This is a genomic window from Haemophilus parahaemolyticus (assembly GCF_002015035.1).
Classification (GTDB): domain Bacteria; phylum Pseudomonadota; class Gammaproteobacteria; order Enterobacterales; family Pasteurellaceae; genus Haemophilus_A; species Haemophilus_A parahaemolyticus.
Genome location: NZ_MUXY01000001.1, coordinates 323429 through 339615, shown reverse-complemented (window position 1 = coordinate 339615; position 16187 = coordinate 323429). Strand labels below are relative to the sequence as shown.

Here is a 16187-nt window from a genome sequence, read left to right as displayed (position 1 = left end):
AAGCTGAAATGAGTAATAAAAGAACAGAGCAAATTAAAAAACTTTTAATTTCAGCTCAACAATCAAATAGCCCAAAAGAGCAATTATTAAATGATGTGGCAGAAGGTAAAATTCGGCTATTATCAGCAAAAGATATTTACCAACGCTTGAATTTATCAGAAGATGAATTTACGAATTTAGTCAGAAATAACGATCCGACTTATTCGCCAACACAGCAGAGCAGGATAGACGACTTAACAGACATTTTAAACCGCCAAGTATTTGAAGCAAGAAAGAATATTATCAAATTAGACAACCGCCACCAATATAGTTTTCCTGCCCCTGATTTATATATCGTAGGCAAAGCAAGATGGACGGAAGACACATTAAAGCAATGGCTTTTACAAGGAGCAAAATGAAAAATGGCGAGATTTCTCTCGCCACTTTCAGTTAGGGACTGAAACCCTAACCGCCCTTTACAAAGGTTAGTGGCTCATACTGTCCACGCCTTCGGACCATTGTCAGTGCCAATATAATACAATAAGGTAGCGTATGTTACAAGAACATATTCAGCATATATCTCCAAGCCGTCTTTCGACTTACTTAAATCATTTTTATTTAGGCGATCAAACAAAATTAGCGGAAGCTGTGGTACTTTATACTGCAATACAGCACCGTTCAGGCATTTTCTTTTCGCTCATTCAAGAAATTGAAGTTGCAACACGCAATGCAATGGCGGATTGTTTGCGAACCATAGCCCCCAATAATGATTTAGCTGCCTATTTCTATTTTTTAGCTAATGACAACAAAAGCCCTTTAAATAAAAAAGCAAAAGGCTTACTTAAAAATAGTATGGCAAAAACCAAAAATGAAAATGATATTATTGCCAATATCACTTTTGGCTTTTGGGTTAATTTACTTGATGTAAAAAACGCAACATTAAGAACTGCATTTCGCCAATTATTCCCAAAAGCTTTTCCTAATTTTCAGACAATGTATTTAGAATTAAAACAAGTGTGCACATTCCGCAATGACTTATTTCATCAAGATAAGGCGTGGAATAGAAAACGAGTGAAAAAAATTGAATATATCTTAATGGATTATGTGCGAACTTATCAACATTTTGAAGCTATTTTAGGCAAAATAGCCCCTGTTCGTTTAGCCTTACGGAATAAAGCTGCTCTCAATAATTATTATAATCAACTCAATTTTGACTTAGAGGTATTTAATTCAGAATTAGTGTGGTTGCTACAACATATCTAATCAACAAAAAAGCTACGTATCTACGTAGCTCTTTTTACTTAAAAATGTTTCCACTCTAAACCCTGTGTATCAAAGGTAAATTGCCCTTTGCCATAATTGTAGAAACTCCCTTCCACAATCAGCTTTTTAGATTTTTTCAATTTATCCACAAAGGTTTTCATCGCTTTGGGGCTTTCAATAAATAGCGTACTGTTATCGCCACTATCAGAACCAACCACACGATAGCTTTCTAATTTACCGCCATCAAATTTTACCGTAATTTTACAACTCTCAATCATACAACCATTAAATTGCCCATTTACAGAAAAAATCACATCATTGCCATATTTAGGGTCTTTGCGTAAGGTCAAATCCATTGACGAACCATTATAGGGAAAGCCAAAATCAATGGTATTGCTAGAAATCAACACTGCAGTATGCGTTGTTGCATTCCTCAGTTCATCTTTTGCCTGTTCGTATTTCCATTGAGAATTTTCTTCTTTTGCCTCATCGGCTTTATTCTCTTTTTCCACAAAAACACTATCGTAGCATTCAAGACGTTTCGTATTATCTTCAACCTTGGCACAGCTTTCGCCTGTTTCTGTCGCAAAAGCAATGGCAGGGAAAAGGCATAAAGTAGTAAACAATTTTTTCATAAGTCCTCCATAAGTTTTTCTATTCTTACAAAAATAGTGATTTCAATCAGTGATCAAGCTCACAAATCCAAATAACCACCCAATAATCGAACAAAAATTAAGCAATTAAAAATATCTAACTATTTGAGATTTAAGTATTCTTAAAAATAAAGTTAATTTATCTTAAATTTTACCTTGACATGAAATTTAAGTTTTCTTAAACTAAGCCCATCAAAACAAATCACCTTAATAAGGAATAATCAAATGAACATCAATAGCCAATCAAATGAAAACACAATGACTACCTTAGCAGATGCAATCATCGCAGGAATGACCAAATACCAACACGCACAACCAATGCCAGAAGCCGAATTAAACGCTTTAGATGTAAGAGTGCAACAAGAAACAGGTTTTAGCTTAAATGACCTATTCAGTGCTACAACATGAGCAACATCACTTACATGAACATCGGCAAAGATTTTGACAAATTCGCAGCACACCTTGCCGATGCAGAAAAAGAAGGTTTATTAGCCTACTACGCAGAAGAATTTGTAGAGATGATTCACTAACCAATGCCTCTACGGAGGCGTTATTTAAAACGGCTTTAACAGAGAGTGAGGGAAAGGTTCATCAATGAGGCAAAGCCTACAACGACCAACCTGCCCCGAAACGAATGGAAGACTAAAGCTGTTTTAAATAATCAACTTAATGCTCTTTAACAATTTAAACACGCATATCGCCAAACCAACGATGAAAGTAACGCTCGGCAGACTGATTGAGTTAGTGTAAGGTCAATTCGCACAATCAGCCAACGGGTTCTAAGTAGCAACGGCAAAGACCGCCTACTGCCTTAGCCAGCGAGAAACGGAGAACGTGCAACGATATGCCGCGTAGGATTACAAGTTACAGCAGCCGTCTTGGACGAGCGAAGCACAATAAGACCTACGCATTCTATGAAGATTTTCTGCTGAAATGCAGAAAAGGGGGCAATGATTTAGCCACAAAGCCCACACTCTCTTTGAAGAGCTTACCTAATCGGGGTGGCACCCCAACCGTTTGAAGGCTACTCCGCCCCAAGCCGCAGGGCACAAAATAATGCGGCACCTTTAGACTCTAGGTTTCACCCTTTGCAGAAAAGGGTAAGTCAAGGTTGATATAGCATAAGACTGGGTGCAACTCCCACTAGAGCCACCATTTAAAACAGCATACGTAAGACGTGTGTTTTTTTAATGTTTGGCACGCTGTGTGCTGTTTTAAATGGTAAACAAGGAGCAACTTATGATAGGTTACGAAGATTACAACGCATTAGGCTTACCGCCTGAATATGCAATGCAAGACCGCATTGAGCGAATGGAAAATAAAGTGCTTAAAAGGCTGAAATCATCAGGTTTAGGCATCTTAGCCGACAAGCTGATAGATACAGAAGTATGGCATAACGCCATTGATGCGATGATTGAGGCGGAGCGGGTTTAACCAATACCCAAAGTATTATTTACATTGACATCACGCCTTGTAGTTTTATAATGCAACGTAGGTTTTAAAGAAATCTTTCAACAAAAGGTAATCAATATGAAAATGACAAAGCATAAATGTGTTGCCAATCTTCTTATTGGTTTTGGCTCAATTTTGAACATCGCCCCTGTTGTTGCCGTATCTCCAACCGTTGCGACAAACGGGCAGGCAGAGGCAAATAAATTGATTCGTGCATCTTGGGAGCGTGTAGGCGAAAGCTTGAAACAAGCTCGCAGAATGGAAACTCAAAATGAGCAATAAACTCAAGCCGATAAAACATCAAGACATTATCGAAGCAGTAAAACGAAATCCAACTATCTTGGAAGAGCCAGAAATTCAAGCTGTAATGGTTCATCAGCAAAAAGTACATTCTGGTCCGCTTCCTGCTGCTGAAGATATTGGCTTATATAATCAAGCTATCCCTAACGGTGGAGACCGCTTGATGAAAATGGCTGAAAAATCATTAGATATTGCAGATGAAACACAAATGGCTGAAATCGAAATGCGTAAAGAAGAGCAACGCATTCAAAAACGAGGTCAATTATTGGCTTTTGGCGTTGTAGGGCTCTTTACAGGATTATCCGCTTATCTCGCTTATTTAGGTGATACCACCTCAGCAGCACTATTGATGGGTGCAGGGTTAGTAAGTATTGTCGGTGCTTTCCTGTATTCCAACAAAAAATAACTCAACCTGCCCCGAAAATTCGGGGCTTTTTATTGACAACCGCCCCTACTTCAGATTAAGATACCCCCACTTTCAACAGAAAGACGGGAATTGGCGTTCCTGAATCATACGGGCGGTTAGAAAGACAGTCGCTCAAAGCGGCTTTTTTTATAGCCGAAAATCAGAAAATCAAACCTTTCAAAGGGCGATCCGAATCGGATACCCCTTTCAAAAGTTGTCAATGATGGACTGATTGAGAGGGTCGAAAGACCCGCCGTTTCTCGTATGACGGTACGCCAATCTTGATCAGTTCATCACCAGTAATTGGCGTTACTCGTGATGAGTTTTTTAAACTTAATACGAGAAAATCAAAATGACAACTCTAACTTTTCAAAACACTACTCTTTCGGTTATCAATCAACACAACCAAATTTACATCACAGCAAGCGATCTTGGTTTAGCTTTAGAATACGCAAATCCATTGAGGGCAATCTCAAAACTCTACAATAGCAACGCAGACGAATTTACCGCAGAAATGACCGCACTTATCGAAATGCCTACCGCAGGCGGTATTCAAAAAGTGCGTATCTTCTCGCTTCGTGGTGCACACCTGATTACCATGTTCGCCCGCACCAAAGTCGCCAAAGACTTCCGCAAATGGGTACTCGATATTTTAGATCGTGAAGTTTCGCAAAAAACGAAAGAAATCCAACCGCTTGTCGAACGCAAATACACCTTTGAATTTACCGAATACGAACTCGAACAGCTCGTCTGGTTATGGTGCTCCCACAGCCAAATGAACACCCTACTCGGTCAACTCGAAAAACCGCTTGAGGCAATTGGCTCACGTTTCAGTGCAATGACTTACAGCCACCACCACGAATACAAACGACACTACCTCGAGACCAAAGACATCATCGCACGCCTCGTCGAACCGTTCCAACAATCCGAACGCCTAAACTGGACACGTGCTATCAGCCTCATTGAACGAGCAGTTATTAAGTAATCCTTAAATACTCCCACCGCCTCACCCCACTCAAGACCTTAAAAAGGTGTGGGGCGGTTTTTTGCATCCTAAATTTAAGCTTTTGATGAAATTTCCACCGAAAGAGGAAAGAAAAATGAACGCACAACAAGCCCTTAAAAAATACCAAATCGCTTTGAAGTTAGCCCAAAGAAACTACCAAAGCAATCCCACCTACGCCCGCAGACTCGAAATCTACGAGCTAGAAGAATTAGTTAAACACGCCCAGAAATGGGTGCATTGAGGAGAGAAAAATGCAAACCTTGCTTAAAGTCCTGACAGGCATTTTCTTCGCCCTGCTTTTTTGTGCAGTCTTAAGTCTTGGGGGTTGCCTCGACAGCCAACCTGAGCCCGTGATTCCCCAAAACATCCCCGCTTGCCATCTGTGTGAATTTAGGAGCCCCGCATGATTGACGCCACCTGTGAAATCACCCATCGAAACGGAGGGCGTTATTGGTACGCACGGGTTCGATACAACGGCATCATAGTGTACAACTCCAATCTCAAAAGTAAAGAAGCCGCAATAGTAAATCTTGCCCGTGAAATCGAAAGACGAAACGCCCTCGACGGCTTTCGTTTCAAGCAACCACTTGAAATGCCGCAATCCAGAAAAACGCCCGAAACAGGCGTGATTGCCAAACGACCACCACCACTCCCAAAATGGGATAACACTTGTTATTCGGTCAATCCGATAACGGGCGAACGCAAACCATTGTAAGAATTTAACTGCTTGCTTTCCCTTAAACTTAATCAGCTTGATAGTATTAGTAAAATTGTAACGGGCAAGCGGTTAATCCAATTAAAAGGAAATTAAAATGACAAACCAGCTTCAACAAACCAAACCGCAACAAGACAAATTCCCGATTAAAACCTTGTTTGAAAGCCCCGCGGTAAAACAAAAACTACAAGACTTGCTTAATAAGAATGCAGCAAGTTTCACAACTAGCGTACTTCAAATTGTGAATAGCAACTCAATGCTGCGTAATGCCGATCCGATGAGCGTATTTAACGCCGCTTGTATGGCAGCCACTTTGCAGTTACCGATTCAAAATGGTTTAGGCTTTGCCTACATCGTGCCTTATAAAGGGCAAGCTCAATTCCAACTAGGTTATAAAGGTTTAATCCAACTGGCCCAGCGTTCTGGGCAGTTTAAGCGATTGGTTGCTGTGCCTGTGTATGAAAAGCAACTTATCGAAGAAGACCCGATCAACGGCTATGTGTTCGACTGGAAACAAAAGCCAGAACCGACAGAAAAGCCAATTGGCTACTACGCTTATTTCCAACTGGTTAATAGCTTTACCGCTGAATTGTATATGACCGCTCAAGAAGTAGATCAGCACGCACAACGCTATTCGCAAACTTACCGCACCTACCTTGAAAAACAAAAACAAGGTAAATGGGCGACGAGTGTATGGGCAGACAACTTCGAAGCGATGGCATTGAAAACGGTGATGAAGCTCCTGCTTTCCAAACAAGCACCGCTTTCTGTTGAAATGCAACAAGCTGTGTTAGCCGATCAAGCGGTCGTAAAAAATGTGGATAACGCAGAATTTGACTACCCTGATAATCAAGTGGAAGAAGCGGATTTTGTAGCGTTGAATGTATCGGATGAGCAATTTGAAAACTTCAAACAAACCATTCAAAACAAAGAAACCACGCTCCAAGAGCTTTGTGATAACGGCTACGAATTCAGCAAAGAACAGTTCCAAATTTTAGAGGCAATGGAAAATGCAGCACCTGTATCAAATGAAAGCTAGATGCTCAATGCTACATCGCTTAATCGGCGAACCGAAAACGAAAGCCGACCGCGAAGCGGGTAAAATTACCGACACAGCAAAATCTGCCGTGCGAGAAATTGCCAAGCTCGACCTCTTCGGCTGGCAACAATTTGAAGGTAATAAGTTCACCGAAAAAGGCTTAATGCTAGAAAATGAAGCGATCAAACTTAGCGGCTTAAAACGTGGCTTACCGTTGAAAAAGAACATCGAAAGACGGGAAAACGATTGGATTACAGGCGAGTGCGATATTTATGTGCCCACCCGTAAGCTGATTATCGACACCAAATGTTCATTTGATATTGGTACACACCCATTCTTTGCTGATGAAGCGGAAGACAAAGCCAAAAAAGCAGGCTACGACATTCAAATGCAAGGCTATATGTGGCTCTGGGATTGTGAAGAGGCACAAATTGATTTCGTGCTTTTCCCTACGCCAGAAGAGCTATTAGGTTATGGACAATCAGCAGAGCGTTATATTGATTTAGTTGAGCAAATCCCCCAAAACCAACGCATCACCACCGTTACCATCAAGCGAGACGAACAAATCATCGCCAAAATCCAAGACCGTGTGAGTGCTGCTAAAACCTATTATGATGAATTGATTAAGCAGATGGTGAGTTAAATGAATTTGACAGCAAGCGAACAAAAAGCCTTAAACCGAATCGGTATAGCAGGCTTTAGAGGTGTAAGAGCAAGTGGACAAGCAAAAAAGCCTTGGCTTGCAGAGTTCACTCATAAAGGGAAAACCTATTATGGGGGATGTTACGAATCTGCAAGAGAAGCCGCAATAGCTTACGATAATCTAGTCATAAAAGTTGTAGGAGATAAAGCCATTACGAATAAAAAATTAGGTTTATTCGAAGAAAATGAAATAGAAAAGACTGATTTAAGTGATTATTTATTAGAAATCGCAGGAGAATTTATTTCATATTTGGATAAAAGAAAGTCTAAAACAGGTAAATTTCTTGAGTTTTCTAAAGCTAAATTAAGAAAAAAAAATATCACTTAAAGAAGTATGGCAAATCCTTTTATATCTGGAAGAGAAAGGATTAGCCCTGTTAAGCAATAAGCAACAACAACCTAACCTCATTGTAGTTCGCTTTATCAGTAAACCATTAAAACAATATATCGAACAGCAGAAACAAAAGGAAACGACTATGGAAAAAGTAACCGATTTAACTCAATTGCCGATTGAATCTTTAAAAATGTTAGCAAAACAAGCGGAAGAATTAGCAAGAACAAAAGAGCAAGAAGGAGTTGAAAAAGATGCTTTGCGTAAAACGCTTAACCCTCTTATCTTAAATGCAGTGCAAGCAAAAGGAAAATATGAACGCAAGCTAAATGAATTGCTAGATATTTCAACTGAACTTGATAATGCCTTAAATGCATTAAAAGATGCGTTAAAATAACAATAATTAACAAAAGAGCCCTCACGCGAGGGCTTTTTTTACCCAAAGGAAATATTCTCATATTAAAAGCATACAAGGAGAATTAAAAATGACACAGAAAAAATATGAATTACTTCAAAACGACACTCTCACTACGCCAAACGGAAAAACACTCTACCGCATTAAATCCCTTATTAATTTTGGTGTAGTTGTAGCTGGCTCTCTGGGTGGCTATATCGAAAAAGAAGATAACCTAACTCATACTGGCAATGCTTGAGTGTATGGTGATGCTCAGGTGTCTGACAATGCTCTGGTGTCTGACAATACTCGGGTGTGTAGCAAGAAAGATCTTGTTTGGTTTTCAAATGTAGGGACTGAATATGGTACGCTGACCGTTTTTAAAACGAAAGAAGGTAAATTATTTGCTTCACGCGGTTGTTTTAAAGGCACGGTTGATAAATTTCTTGAAAAATCTGCGGAAGTTCACGATGAACGAATCAAACGAGAATATCGACTACTCATTGAAGTTGCAAAATCTCGCCTTCTTGGAGAAAGCTATGTACCTACTTAAATTCACATCCTGTGAAAAATCCGATTATTCACACTTTGGTTGGATTGAACCGCTACACAATTCAGGTTTATTAGCTCATCAAGCAAGCGGTCATATTTTGCTTGTTTCTTGTAAAGAAGAGAAGAATCTTCCTGCTTATGTAATTAAGCGGGAAACCGAAAAACGCATTATGGAACTGGAAGAGAAAGAAGATCGTAAATTACAGAAAATCGAAAAGCTGACAATCAAAGATGGTGTGGTAAGTAAATTGTTCTCTCAAGCCTTCAACAAGTTCACACACACCGCCATTTGGATTGATACTAGAAAGAACTTGATTTTTGTGGATAGTTCCAGTGCGAAAAGAGCTGAAGATGCTCTCGCTTTATTGCGTACATCACTCGGTAGCTTGCCTGTTGTGCCGCTGAGTTTTAATGCTGATATTAGTGCCATTATGACCGATTGGCTGAACAATGAACCGCCTGAATGGGCTACGCTGCTTGAGGATTGCAAACTTAAGGATTTCAACATTGATAATGAAATTACATTTAAACGCCAATTATTGGAAGTTGAAGAAGTCCTCAATTTAATTGGAGCGGGCAATCTTGTAATTAGCTTAGCCCTTCAGCGTGAAAACCACTTGAATTTTACGCTGAATGCAGACGGCACGTTGAGCAAATTAAAATTCGATGATGTTGTTTTAGAGCAGAACGATGATATTTCAAACGAAGAGGCCCACCAACGCCTTGACGCAGATTTCCTAATAATGACAAGTGAGTTGTCGCAGTTGTTTGAGTTATTGGAAAAAGAATTTAATGGTATTAAGGAACGACTATGAGCAAAGAAAATAACGGTTGGATTAGTGCGAAAACCCAACCAGTCCCTTCTGACGGCTATTTTTTAGCTTGTACTAATAAAAAGGACATAAAGATTTTATTTCGAACATCTGAATATGAATGCCTTGTTAAACATAATTCTCTTTATACAGTAGATGTGAAAGATATCACCCACTGGCAACCACTCCCAGAATCGCCAAGAGATTAAACAGATTGAAGAGGAAATGAAAAGAGGGGCGTTTTATTTGCTTAACCATTAACAACACCGCCAAAATCGGATTATGATTACCGCACTATCTATTTCAGTCGGTTATTAAACGCTCCGATCAAAAAGTGTTTTTTTTGTACCTAAATTTTGCAAATGCTTATATTTAAGCATTTAGTAAAATCAATGATCGGGTCGAGAGAGCCTAATACAATACCTACGGGAAATAAGTTCCGCCGTCTGAAATCGGTAGTTGAAGCCCGATCAACCATACTAAAGTTGATCAATTACTAACTAAAATTTCAGGTACAAAAAATGTCAAATCAAATCTCTACTCAAACTATTTCATTCAACAATCAATCTTTAGTTACATTCAAGCAAGACGGTGTCCATTACACTGCAATGAAACCGATTTGCGAAAATATCGGTTTAGCGTGGGAAGCTCAATTAGCCCGTATTAAGCGTGATGATATTTTAAATTCAACTATGATCGTGATGATCATAGTTGCAGAAGACGGTAAAAACCGCGAAATGGTCTGCCTACCCATCGAATACTTAAACGGCTGGTTATTCGGCATCGACGTAAACCGTTGCAAACCCGAAATTCGTGAAACCTTAATCAAATACAAAAAAGAGTGCTATCAAGCATTGCACGACTACTGGTTTAAAGGAAAAGCCGAACGCACGATTAACCCAGAACAACAGCAAGCGATCCAAGAGGCAGTCGTGAAAGCTCATCACCGAACAGGAATGAGTTACGCAGAAATCTATCGCCAACTTAAAAGTCTGTTTAAAGTGGGCAAATACGACCAACTCAAACCCTCACAATTTGAAGGTGCTATCAACTTTCTAGCCACACTCGGCAACAGCTACGCCCCGATTGACCGAATGGATAATCTGGAGCTAACCGAACAAGAATGGCTCGACTGGCAGAACTTCTACTACGCCGTCACAAGATTTTCCGAAAGCGTAGAAACCCTAATGCACGCATTACGCCCATTCCGTAGTCATCAGCAAAACAGCGTAGAATTTAACTTGGAAGTGGTTCAGCGATATATTCGCACCACCAACCCAGCCGTCAGAAAAATTAACGACCGCTTGCAATCGGACACTACAACGAATCCGCAACCTCAGTCGCAGTATTTAAATAAACCTTAAATACTCAACCGACCTCACCTGAAATAACGTGAGGCAGTTTCCCATACCCAAAATTTGAGGAACGCACCATGACCGAAAAACAACTCCGCCTACAAATCAAATGGTACTGGCACAACTTCGCCCAAACAGGCAACATCGAATACTGGTACAAAGGCTACAACGCCTTTAACCAACTCGCAAAAATAATTCTATAACCCAACGCCCTTAGTTTTAAGGGCGTCACAAAGCGTGCAAATGTGCTTTGTTCAGCTTTCCCTACTGGGCATTCCCGCAGAAATTCAACACGCTAACCCCTTCACAGGTGAAGTAATGGATTGTTACTTTACCCCGTTTTATTACTTACAAGGAGCTTAAATGCCCAAATACCAACTCACTCTTACCGAAAAACAAATGGGGGATGTTGGCGAAGATTTCAGAGCATATCGAGCTTGGCGACGAGAAAAGAAAAAATCTAATGCTGAACGGTCGTTAGCTAAATTAGATGAGTATGGTATTAGCTATCAAACGAAGAACTATACGCATTACATTATCACACACAACGGCAAAACGTTGGATTACTATCCATCGACTGGTTTATGGTGGGATAGAGTGAATAAAAAACAACGCAGAGGAATACGACAACTACTTAATCATTTAGAGATTAAGCGGGTTGAAGAGGAAATGGAAAATGAAAATTGAAGCAACATTATTTTGTGAATACTTAAAGTCCGCTATTTCGTTAACCGAAAAAATCGGATACAACAGAAACGAACTGATTTACGCTAGTATTGCTGAAGATGGAGCAAGATTAGAAATTAGAGTAGTCGCTCAAAGCTCTGACACATTATTACGCTTCACTTTCCCCTGTCCTGTATCAAACTAACCCAACGCCCTTAGTTTTAAGGGCGTTATTATTTGGAGGGAAATAATGGAACAAATAGAAAAACAAGAACTTGATGAACAACCAATCAGCAACAACCAGCTTTTTGCCAAACTTTGTGAGGTTGAAAAACTGCTCATTACGCCAAAAGTAGAAAAAGGCTTATGGACAATTCAAGATATTGCAGATTATATGGGATTTTCTTACGGACACGTTTTTAAAAACATTATTCCCGATCCACGTTTCCCTGCACCTGTCGATATTGAAAGCCGAACCAACAAAGACCCGAAAAAACTCTTTGTAAGCGAGGAAGTAAAGGCTTTTTTTACCCGCCACAAACGGAAAAAATACACCTAATCCAACAACCCCGCCACATCACTCATATCTGGGGCATAATAGGTATTCAGCAAAATCTTAATATCTCTATGCCCTGATATTTTGGCAAGCATCATCACATCAACTTTTTTTGCTAAATGAGATAATGCCTCTCTTCTCGTATCGTGAAAATGCAAATCCTCATCAGCTAGCCCTGCCAACTCTTTCATTTTGCGGAAAATTGTATCGTGCGAACCTGATTTAACCTGAAATACGGTAGGGTTTCCCTCGTTTTTCACACTTTCCAAATGTTTTAAAATTTTCACCGCCATTGACGAAAGCGGAATAGTCCTAGCAAACCCGTTCTTTGTTTTCGGTAAAAAGGCGGTGGATTTCTCAAAATTCACATCCTCCCACGTCAAATTACAGATTTCGCCTGCTCGCATTGCCGTTTCAATCGCAAACAGAACAGAAGCTCCTACACGGCTAATCATTGTTTCAGATGGTTTCTCGAAATCAAAGCCAGATACAAACAACAAACGGTCGATTTCTTCCTGCGAATAACGCCTTGTGCGTGGTGGTGGCTCTTGAGGCTTTTCCACCAAGGAAAGCAGATTGTTTTTCAAGTATTCCCATTTAATAGCTTGAGTAACTACCGCTGATAAACTTACCCGTTCACGCAACACGCTTAATACCGACACTTCGGTCAAACGTTTTTCCTGCCATTTTTCAAAGTCCGCTTTACTCAACTCTTCTAACAATACTGCACCTAAAGGTGTTTTTACAATCCGATTTAACCGCAACGCCTCCGATCTTGCCCCACCTTTACTCGGTGTTACCTCTTCCACATACTTATCAATCAACTCAGCAAAAGTCATTTTAGGCACAGGCGAATATTCCCCCGCATCAATCTGGCTCTCAATAAACAAAGCCCATTTTGTCGCTTCTATTTTGGTAGAAAAAGTAGCAGATTTACGAATACCTTTCTTCGCAATTTCTACCCTCCAACTTTCTCCACGCTTTCTAATCGTAGCCATTACAAACCTCCCCTTGGCGTAATTGATGGCGTAATGCAAGTATAAAACAGAACAAAATGGAAATAAATAGAACAAATAAGGTACAAAATAATAAATATAAAAACAGTGGATATTAGATCAAATAGTTAAGATAAGTGATTGATTTAGAAAGGATTTTAGATAATAAAAAAGCCTAGTTTTATGGCTAGGCTTTTTATAGTTGGTGCTCTGGGCGAGACTCGAACTCGCACATCCTATGGACACTACCCCCTCAAGATAGCGTGTCTACCAATTCCACCACCAGAGCAAAATTTGTATTTTATTGCGGAATATCGTTATTTTGTGTTTTGACTTCCACTGGCTGTGTAATGTTTTGTTTTACATCACTTAAGTCATCAAATTGACTTGTTGGTTTAGTTTGATGTGTATTGATATTTCCAATAATCAAGCTAATAGCAAAGAAAACTATTGCCAATACTGCTGTTGTTCTTGATAAGAAATTTGCAGAACCAGCTGAACCAAATACTGTTCCTGCTGCACCAGCACCAAATGATGCCCCTGCGTCTGCCCCCTTACCTTGTTGCATTAAGATAAAACCAACTAATGCAATCGCAACAACAATATAAATAACTGTAAGAATATTTAACATTGATACTTCTCTAAATTCTGACGCTAATGAATTGCGATGGCGTAAATATTACTAATTATTCGAATGCTTTGCAATAAGAAATTTCACATTGAATTGCCATTTGTTCTATTTTTCAACACTTTGCATTTTTTTATTAAAATTCGACCGCTTGTTGTTAGTTTTAGCATATTGATAACGCACAGGTTGTGGAATTTTACCTAAATTTTGCAATTTATCTCGTTCCGTATACAGTAATGTTGGCAATTGCGTAACTAATTCATGTATAAATTGCTGGTAGCTTGCTTGTTTTTTACTGATATCTGTCAATTGCATTTCCCAATATGCGGTCATATCAGGAAGTGTTGCCGTTTCAGGCAAGGCGGATATCAAAATCCGCCCAGCTTCCGTGCTATGAATATTTCTCCCGCGTTTAATCAGAAAACCGCGTTTAAACAGCAATTCGATAATGCTGGCACGTGTTGCTTCAGTGCCCAAGCCATCCGTTTCACGCAGCACTTTTTTAAGCCGCTTATCTTGTACAAAACGGGCGATTCCCGTCATTGCAGAAAGCAAAGTCGCATCTGTAAAATAGCGAGGTGGTTGCGTTTTTTTACTCACAATCTCACCGCTATCACAATGCAAAACTTGCCCTTTTTTCACCACAGGCAGAAGTGGCAACATTACTTCATCGCTATCTTCTCTGCCAAGCAAACTTTTCCAGCCTGCAGTTAATAGACTTCGTGATGAAGCACTGAATTTTCCACCTGCAATTTCAAGCTGAATCTGCCCTTTGCGATATTCAGCATCCGGGCAAAATTGCATCAAATATTGGCGTGCAATTAGTTGATAAATCCGTTTTTCATTTTCGGTCAGTTGCACATTGCCTTGTCGAGCAGTCGGAATAATTGCATGGTGAGCCTCAACCTTTTTATCATTCCAACAACGATTGCGAATATTGGGTTCAACAGCTTCGGGTTTCTCCGCATATTCAGGCAGATGATGGGCAATGGCTTCCATCACTTTAAAACGATCGTTATAATGCTCATTCGGTAAATATCGGTTGTCCGAACGAGGATAGGTAATCAACTTATGTGTTTCATACAGTTTTTGACAAATATCTAATACCGCTTGAGCCGATAATCCAAAGCGGCGAGCGGCATCAATTTGTAGCACCGAAAGCGAATAAGGCAGCGGAGCGGTTTCCGTTTCGATTTTATCTTGATAATCGGTGACGGTCGCAGGCTGGTCGGTAATACGTTTAACCACATTTTCCGCTAAACTGCGGGAAAGCACTCGTCCATCTTCGTCTTGATAATCTTCACAGGCTTTGCTTGGCTGCCATTGGGCTTGGAAAGTCTCATTTGTTTCAGGCACACAAACACTCGCCATCACCTCGAAATAATCTTTTGGCTCAAAATTTTCGATCTCAAGATCGCGTCGCACAATCAGCCCCAAAACTGGCGTTTGTACTCGCCCAACAGAGAGCACTCCTTTATAGCCCGCCTCTCTACCTTGCAGTGTGTAGGCGCGGGTCATATTGATCCCATAAAGCCAATCTGCTCGCGCACGGGCAAGCGCCGAAGTGGCAAGCGGTATAAAATCACGGTTATTTTGCAATTTTTCAATTGCTTTTTTTACCGCATTCGGGTTGAGATCACTAACCAAACAGCGTTGGATCTGACTACGCTTTTCTAGCGGAACATTAAGATAGCTAAACACTTCATCTACCAACAGCTGCCCTTCGCGATCTGGGTCTCCCGCGTTCACAAGAATATCTGCTTTTTTAACTAATTTTTCGACCGCTTGCAGTTGCTTTAAAGTTTCTTTTTTCGGCACGAGTTTCCATTGCGTAGGCACAATAGGCAGATGCTCCATCCGCCACATTTTGAACCGTTCATCATACGCATCAGGTTCAGCCTGCTCCAATAAATGACCGATACACCAAGTTACGACATCATTGTCACCACATTGAATATAACCATCACCTCGTTGATGCGGTTTAGGCAACACATCAGCAATGGCTCGGGCAAGACTGGGTTTTTCTGCAAGAAATAATCTCAAAACTGTTTTTCCGTGTTTTTATATTCGTGTATTAGCGATAAGTCTGGGTTCTTTCCGCCAAAAACGCCTTCAATAAATTCTCTGGCGGTGGTGGCATTTGTAAATAAAAACCTTGTTGCTCAATGGCTTGTAAAACATCATTGTTTTTCACCCGCTTGAGCGGCTTTTCGCCAACAAGATTAAACAACATGACAAATTGCGGCTTACCGAATTGTTGCATTAAGGCTTCAGGCACTGCATCAAATTGGTCTCGTTTTGCAACATAGAGGAACATTCCGTCTTTACGAGGGCTACGATAAATCGCACATAAATTCGCTTTGCTCATTTTATCCTCGATCAT

28 protein-coding genes and 1 tRNA gene are annotated in these 16187 nt (G+C 40.2%); 23 read left to right on the top strand and 6 right to left on the bottom strand.

Annotation, left to right across the window (positions count from 1 at the left end; genetic code table 11):
- The first annotated feature begins 8 nt into the window (after window positions 1–8).
- Both B0185_RS01565 and B0185_RS01560 read left to right on the top strand, forming a co-directional pair.
- Complete coding sequence (locus B0185_RS01565) at window positions 9–398, top strand: hypothetical protein (RefSeq protein ID WP_005705731.1); 390 nt, start codon at window positions 9–11, stop codon at window positions 396–398.
- 133 nt (window positions 399–531) lie between these two features.
- Entirely contained in the window at window positions 532–1242 is a 711-nt protein-coding gene (locus B0185_RS01560) for an Abi family protein (RefSeq protein WP_005705625.1), read from the top strand.
- Between the two features lie 38 nt (window positions 1243–1280).
- Here the strand turns inward: B0185_RS01560 and B0185_RS01555 are convergent, their stop codons facing one another.
- Window positions 1281–1877 (bottom strand): type VI secretion system-associated protein TagO, encoded by a 597-nt coding sequence (locus tag B0185_RS01555; RefSeq protein ID WP_005705756.1) that lies wholly within the window; start codon window positions 1875–1877, stop codon window positions 1281–1283.
- 243 nt (window positions 1878–2120) lie between these two features.
- Between B0185_RS01555 and B0185_RS01550 the strand changes: the two genes are divergently transcribed.
- The 21 genes from B0185_RS01550 (at window position 2121) to B0185_RS01470 (ending at window position 12184) form a co-directional block, all read left to right on the top strand.
- Complete coding sequence (locus B0185_RS01550) at window positions 2121–2303, top strand: hypothetical protein (RefSeq protein ID WP_005705847.1); 183 nt, start codon at window positions 2121–2123, stop codon at window positions 2301–2303.
- Window positions 2300–2425 carry a hypothetical protein gene (locus B0185_RS10400; protein WP_256595140.1) on the top strand — a complete coding sequence of 42 codons (126 nt, stop codon included), beginning with the start codon at window positions 2300–2302 and terminating at the stop codon, window positions 2423–2425. Before B0185_RS01550 ends, B0185_RS10400 begins: the two co-directional genes overlap by 4 nt.
- A gap of 709 nt (window positions 2426–3134) precedes the next feature.
- Complete coding sequence (locus tag B0185_RS01545; protein WP_005705822.1) at window positions 3135–3329, top strand: hypothetical protein; 195 nt, start codon at window positions 3135–3137, stop codon at window positions 3327–3329.
- Between the two features lie 96 nt (window positions 3330–3425).
- A complete protein-coding gene (locus tag B0185_RS01540; RefSeq protein WP_005705715.1) occupies window positions 3426–3629 on the top strand; it encodes a hypothetical protein in 204 nt (67 codons plus the stop codon).
- Complete coding sequence (locus B0185_RS01535) at window positions 3619–4053, top strand: hypothetical protein (RefSeq protein WP_005705659.1); 435 nt, start codon at window positions 3619–3621, stop codon at window positions 4051–4053. Before B0185_RS01540 ends, B0185_RS01535 begins: the two co-directional genes overlap by 11 nt.
- 352 nt (window positions 4054–4405) lie before the next feature.
- Window positions 4406–5038 (top strand): P22AR C-terminal domain-containing protein, encoded by a 633-nt coding sequence (locus B0185_RS01530; protein WP_005705776.1) that lies wholly within the window; start codon window positions 4406–4408, stop codon window positions 5036–5038.
- Between the two features lie 115 nt (window positions 5039–5153).
- Window positions 5154–5300, top strand: a complete 147-nt coding sequence (locus B0185_RS10245; RefSeq protein WP_005705718.1) for a hypothetical protein — start codon at window positions 5154–5156, stop codon at window positions 5298–5300.
- Between the two features lie 243 nt (window positions 5301–5543).
- On the top strand, window positions 5544–5774 hold the full coding sequence (locus tag B0185_RS01525; protein WP_143413713.1) for a hypothetical protein: 231 nt from the start codon (window positions 5544–5546) through the stop codon (window positions 5772–5774).
- 97 nt (window positions 5775–5871) lie between these two features.
- Window positions 5872–6813 (top strand): recombinase RecT, encoded by a 942-nt coding sequence (locus B0185_RS01520; RefSeq protein ID WP_005705620.1) that lies wholly within the window; start codon window positions 5872–5874, stop codon window positions 6811–6813.
- A complete protein-coding gene (locus tag B0185_RS01515) occupies window positions 6785–7456 on the top strand; it encodes a translocation protein TolB precursor (RefSeq protein ID WP_039862998.1) in 672 nt (223 codons plus the stop codon). Before B0185_RS01520 ends, B0185_RS01515 begins: the two co-directional genes overlap by 29 nt.
- Window positions 7457–7843, top strand: coding sequence for an AP2/ERF family transcription factor (locus tag B0185_RS01510; RefSeq protein ID WP_005705824.1), 387 nt, complete (start codon window positions 7457–7459; stop codon window positions 7841–7843). It abuts the gene before it with no gap.
- 148 nt (window positions 7844–7991) lie between these two features.
- Complete coding sequence (locus B0185_RS01505; RefSeq protein ID WP_005705804.1) at window positions 7992–8243, top strand: hypothetical protein; 252 nt, start codon at window positions 7992–7994, stop codon at window positions 8241–8243.
- Between the two features lie 88 nt (window positions 8244–8331).
- A complete protein-coding gene (locus B0185_RS10435) occupies window positions 8332–8499 on the top strand; it encodes a hypothetical protein (RefSeq protein ID WP_005705732.1) in 168 nt (55 codons plus the stop codon).
- An 18-nt stretch (window positions 8500–8517) separates the two neighbouring features.
- Window positions 8518–8793, top strand: a complete 276-nt coding sequence (locus B0185_RS10430) for a hypothetical protein (protein ID WP_332834996.1) — start codon at window positions 8518–8520, stop codon at window positions 8791–8793.
- The gene (locus B0185_RS01495; RefSeq protein ID WP_039863000.1) at window positions 8711–9607 is read left to right on the top strand and encodes a recombination-associated protein RdgC; all 897 of its coding nucleotides are present in this window, start codon (window positions 8711–8713) and stop codon (window positions 9605–9607) included. Before B0185_RS10430 ends, B0185_RS01495 begins: the two co-directional genes overlap by 83 nt.
- Window positions 9604–9813: a DUF551 domain-containing protein gene (locus B0185_RS01490; protein ID WP_039863001.1), complete on the top strand. Its 210-nt coding sequence runs from the start codon at window positions 9604–9606 to the stop codon at window positions 9811–9813. Before B0185_RS01495 ends, B0185_RS01490 begins: the two co-directional genes overlap by 4 nt.
- Window positions 9814–10125: 312 nt before the next feature.
- Window positions 10126–10968 carry a phage antirepressor N-terminal domain-containing protein gene (locus B0185_RS01485; protein WP_005705653.1) on the top strand — a complete coding sequence of 281 codons (843 nt, stop codon included), beginning with the start codon at window positions 10126–10128 and terminating at the stop codon, window positions 10966–10968.
- Window positions 10969–11036: 68 nt separating this feature from the next.
- Window positions 11037–11162 (top strand): hypothetical protein, encoded by a 126-nt coding sequence (locus tag B0185_RS10395; RefSeq protein WP_005705830.1) that lies wholly within the window; start codon window positions 11037–11039, stop codon window positions 11160–11162.
- Between the two features lie 160 nt (window positions 11163–11322).
- A complete protein-coding gene (locus B0185_RS01480; protein ID WP_005705665.1) occupies window positions 11323–11646 on the top strand; it encodes a hypothetical protein in 324 nt (107 codons plus the stop codon).
- Window positions 11636–11830 (top strand): hypothetical protein, encoded by a 195-nt coding sequence (locus B0185_RS01475; protein WP_039863003.1) that lies wholly within the window; start codon window positions 11636–11638, stop codon window positions 11828–11830. The genes B0185_RS01480 and B0185_RS01475 overlap by 11 nt, the downstream gene beginning before the upstream one ends.
- A gap of 45 nt (window positions 11831–11875) precedes the next feature.
- Window positions 11876–12184, top strand: a complete 309-nt coding sequence (locus B0185_RS01470) for a hypothetical protein (RefSeq protein WP_005705663.1) — start codon at window positions 11876–11878, stop codon at window positions 12182–12184.
- Here B0185_RS01470 and B0185_RS01465 read toward each other — a convergent pair.
- The 5 genes from B0185_RS01465 to B0185_RS01445 form a co-directional block, all read right to left on the bottom strand.
- Window positions 12181–13179 (bottom strand): tyrosine-type recombinase/integrase, encoded by a 999-nt coding sequence (locus B0185_RS01465; RefSeq protein ID WP_005705769.1) that lies wholly within the window; start codon window positions 13177–13179, stop codon window positions 12181–12183. The two genes, B0185_RS01470 and B0185_RS01465, sit on opposite strands and share 4 nt — an antisense overlap.
- Window positions 13180–13379: 200 nt before the next feature.
- Window positions 13380–13465, bottom strand: a tRNA-Leu gene (locus B0185_RS01460).
- Between the two features lie 12 nt (window positions 13466–13477).
- Complete coding sequence (secG, locus tag B0185_RS01455; RefSeq protein ID WP_005705740.1) at window positions 13478–13807, bottom strand: preprotein translocase subunit SecG; 330 nt, start codon at window positions 13805–13807, stop codon at window positions 13478–13480.
- Window positions 13808–13912: 105 nt separating this feature from the next.
- Window positions 13913–15847 (bottom strand): DNA topoisomerase III, encoded by a 1935-nt coding sequence (locus B0185_RS01450; protein ID WP_005705826.1) that lies wholly within the window; start codon window positions 15845–15847, stop codon window positions 13913–13915.
- A 31-nt stretch (window positions 15848–15878) separates the two neighbouring features.
- Window positions 15879–16187, bottom strand: coding sequence for a YcgL domain-containing protein (locus B0185_RS01445; RefSeq protein WP_005705719.1), 309 nt, complete (start codon window positions 16185–16187; stop codon window positions 15879–15881).

What these genes read in the sequence shown, in the direction of transcription:
- B0185_RS01445 (WP_005705719.1), bottom strand. Translation starts at nt 16,187, where the DNA reads ATGATCGAGGATAAAATGAGCAAAGCGAATTTATGTGCGATTTATCGT.
- B0185_RS01465 (WP_005705769.1), bottom strand. Translation starts at nt 13,179, where the DNA reads ATGGCTACGATTAGAAAGCGTGGAGAAAGTTGGAGGGTAGAAATTGCG.
- B0185_RS01520 (WP_005705620.1), top strand. Translation starts at nt 5,872, where the DNA reads ATGACAAACCAGCTTCAACAAACCAAACCGCAACAAGACAAATTCCCG.
- B0185_RS01545 (WP_005705822.1), top strand. Translation starts at nt 3,135, where the DNA reads ATGATAGGTTACGAAGATTACAACGCATTAGGCTTACCGCCTGAATAT.
- B0185_RS10245 (WP_005705718.1), top strand. Translation starts at nt 5,154, where the DNA reads ATGAACGCACAACAAGCCCTTAAAAAATACCAAATCGCTTTGAAGTTA.
- B0185_RS10395 (WP_005705830.1), top strand. Translation starts at nt 11,037, where the DNA reads ATGACCGAAAAACAACTCCGCCTACAAATCAAATGGTACTGGCACAAC.
- B0185_RS01555 (WP_005705756.1), bottom strand. Translation starts at nt 1,877, where the DNA reads ATGAAAAAATTGTTTACTACTTTATGCCTTTTCCCTGCCATTGCTTTT.
- B0185_RS01530 (WP_005705776.1), top strand. Translation starts at nt 4,406, where the DNA reads ATGACAACTCTAACTTTTCAAAACACTACTCTTTCGGTTATCAATCAA.
- B0185_RS01480 (WP_005705665.1), top strand. Translation starts at nt 11,323, where the DNA reads ATGCCCAAATACCAACTCACTCTTACCGAAAAACAAATGGGGGATGTT.
- B0185_RS01495 (WP_039863000.1), top strand. Translation starts at nt 8,711, where the DNA reads ATGAACGAATCAAACGAGAATATCGACTACTCATTGAAGTTGCAAAAT.
- B0185_RS01510 (WP_005705824.1), top strand. Translation starts at nt 7,457, where the DNA reads ATGAATTTGACAGCAAGCGAACAAAAAGCCTTAAACCGAATCGGTATA.
- B0185_RS01475 (WP_039863003.1), top strand. Translation starts at nt 11,636, where the DNA reads ATGAAAATTGAAGCAACATTATTTTGTGAATACTTAAAGTCCGCTATT.
- B0185_RS01470 (WP_005705663.1), top strand. Translation starts at nt 11,876, where the DNA reads ATGGAACAAATAGAAAAACAAGAACTTGATGAACAACCAATCAGCAAC.
- B0185_RS01515 (WP_039862998.1), top strand. Translation starts at nt 6,785, where the DNA reads ATGCAGCACCTGTATCAAATGAAAGCTAGATGCTCAATGCTACATCGC.
- B0185_RS01490 (WP_039863001.1), top strand. Translation starts at nt 9,604, where the DNA reads ATGAGCAAAGAAAATAACGGTTGGATTAGTGCGAAAACCCAACCAGTC.
- B0185_RS01535 (WP_005705659.1), top strand. Translation starts at nt 3,619, where the DNA reads ATGAGCAATAAACTCAAGCCGATAAAACATCAAGACATTATCGAAGCA.
- B0185_RS01560 (WP_005705625.1), top strand. Translation starts at nt 532, where the DNA reads ATGTTACAAGAACATATTCAGCATATATCTCCAAGCCGTCTTTCGACT.
- secG (WP_005705740.1), bottom strand. Translation starts at nt 13,807, where the DNA reads ATGTTAAATATTCTTACAGTTATTTATATTGTTGTTGCGATTGCATTA.
- B0185_RS01540 (WP_005705715.1), top strand. Translation starts at nt 3,426, where the DNA reads ATGAAAATGACAAAGCATAAATGTGTTGCCAATCTTCTTATTGGTTTT.
- B0185_RS01485 (WP_005705653.1), top strand. Translation starts at nt 10,126, where the DNA reads ATGTCAAATCAAATCTCTACTCAAACTATTTCATTCAACAATCAATCT.
- B0185_RS10400 (WP_256595140.1), top strand. Translation starts at nt 2,300, where the DNA reads ATGAGCAACATCACTTACATGAACATCGGCAAAGATTTTGACAAATTC.
- B0185_RS01505 (WP_005705804.1), top strand. Translation starts at nt 7,992, where the DNA reads ATGGAAAAAGTAACCGATTTAACTCAATTGCCGATTGAATCTTTAAAA.
- B0185_RS01565 (WP_005705731.1), top strand. Translation starts at nt 9, where the DNA reads ATGAGTAATAAAAGAACAGAGCAAATTAAAAAACTTTTAATTTCAGCT.
- B0185_RS01550 (WP_005705847.1), top strand. Translation starts at nt 2,121, where the DNA reads ATGAACATCAATAGCCAATCAAATGAAAACACAATGACTACCTTAGCA.
- B0185_RS10435 (WP_005705732.1), top strand. Translation starts at nt 8,332, where the DNA reads ATGACACAGAAAAAATATGAATTACTTCAAAACGACACTCTCACTACG.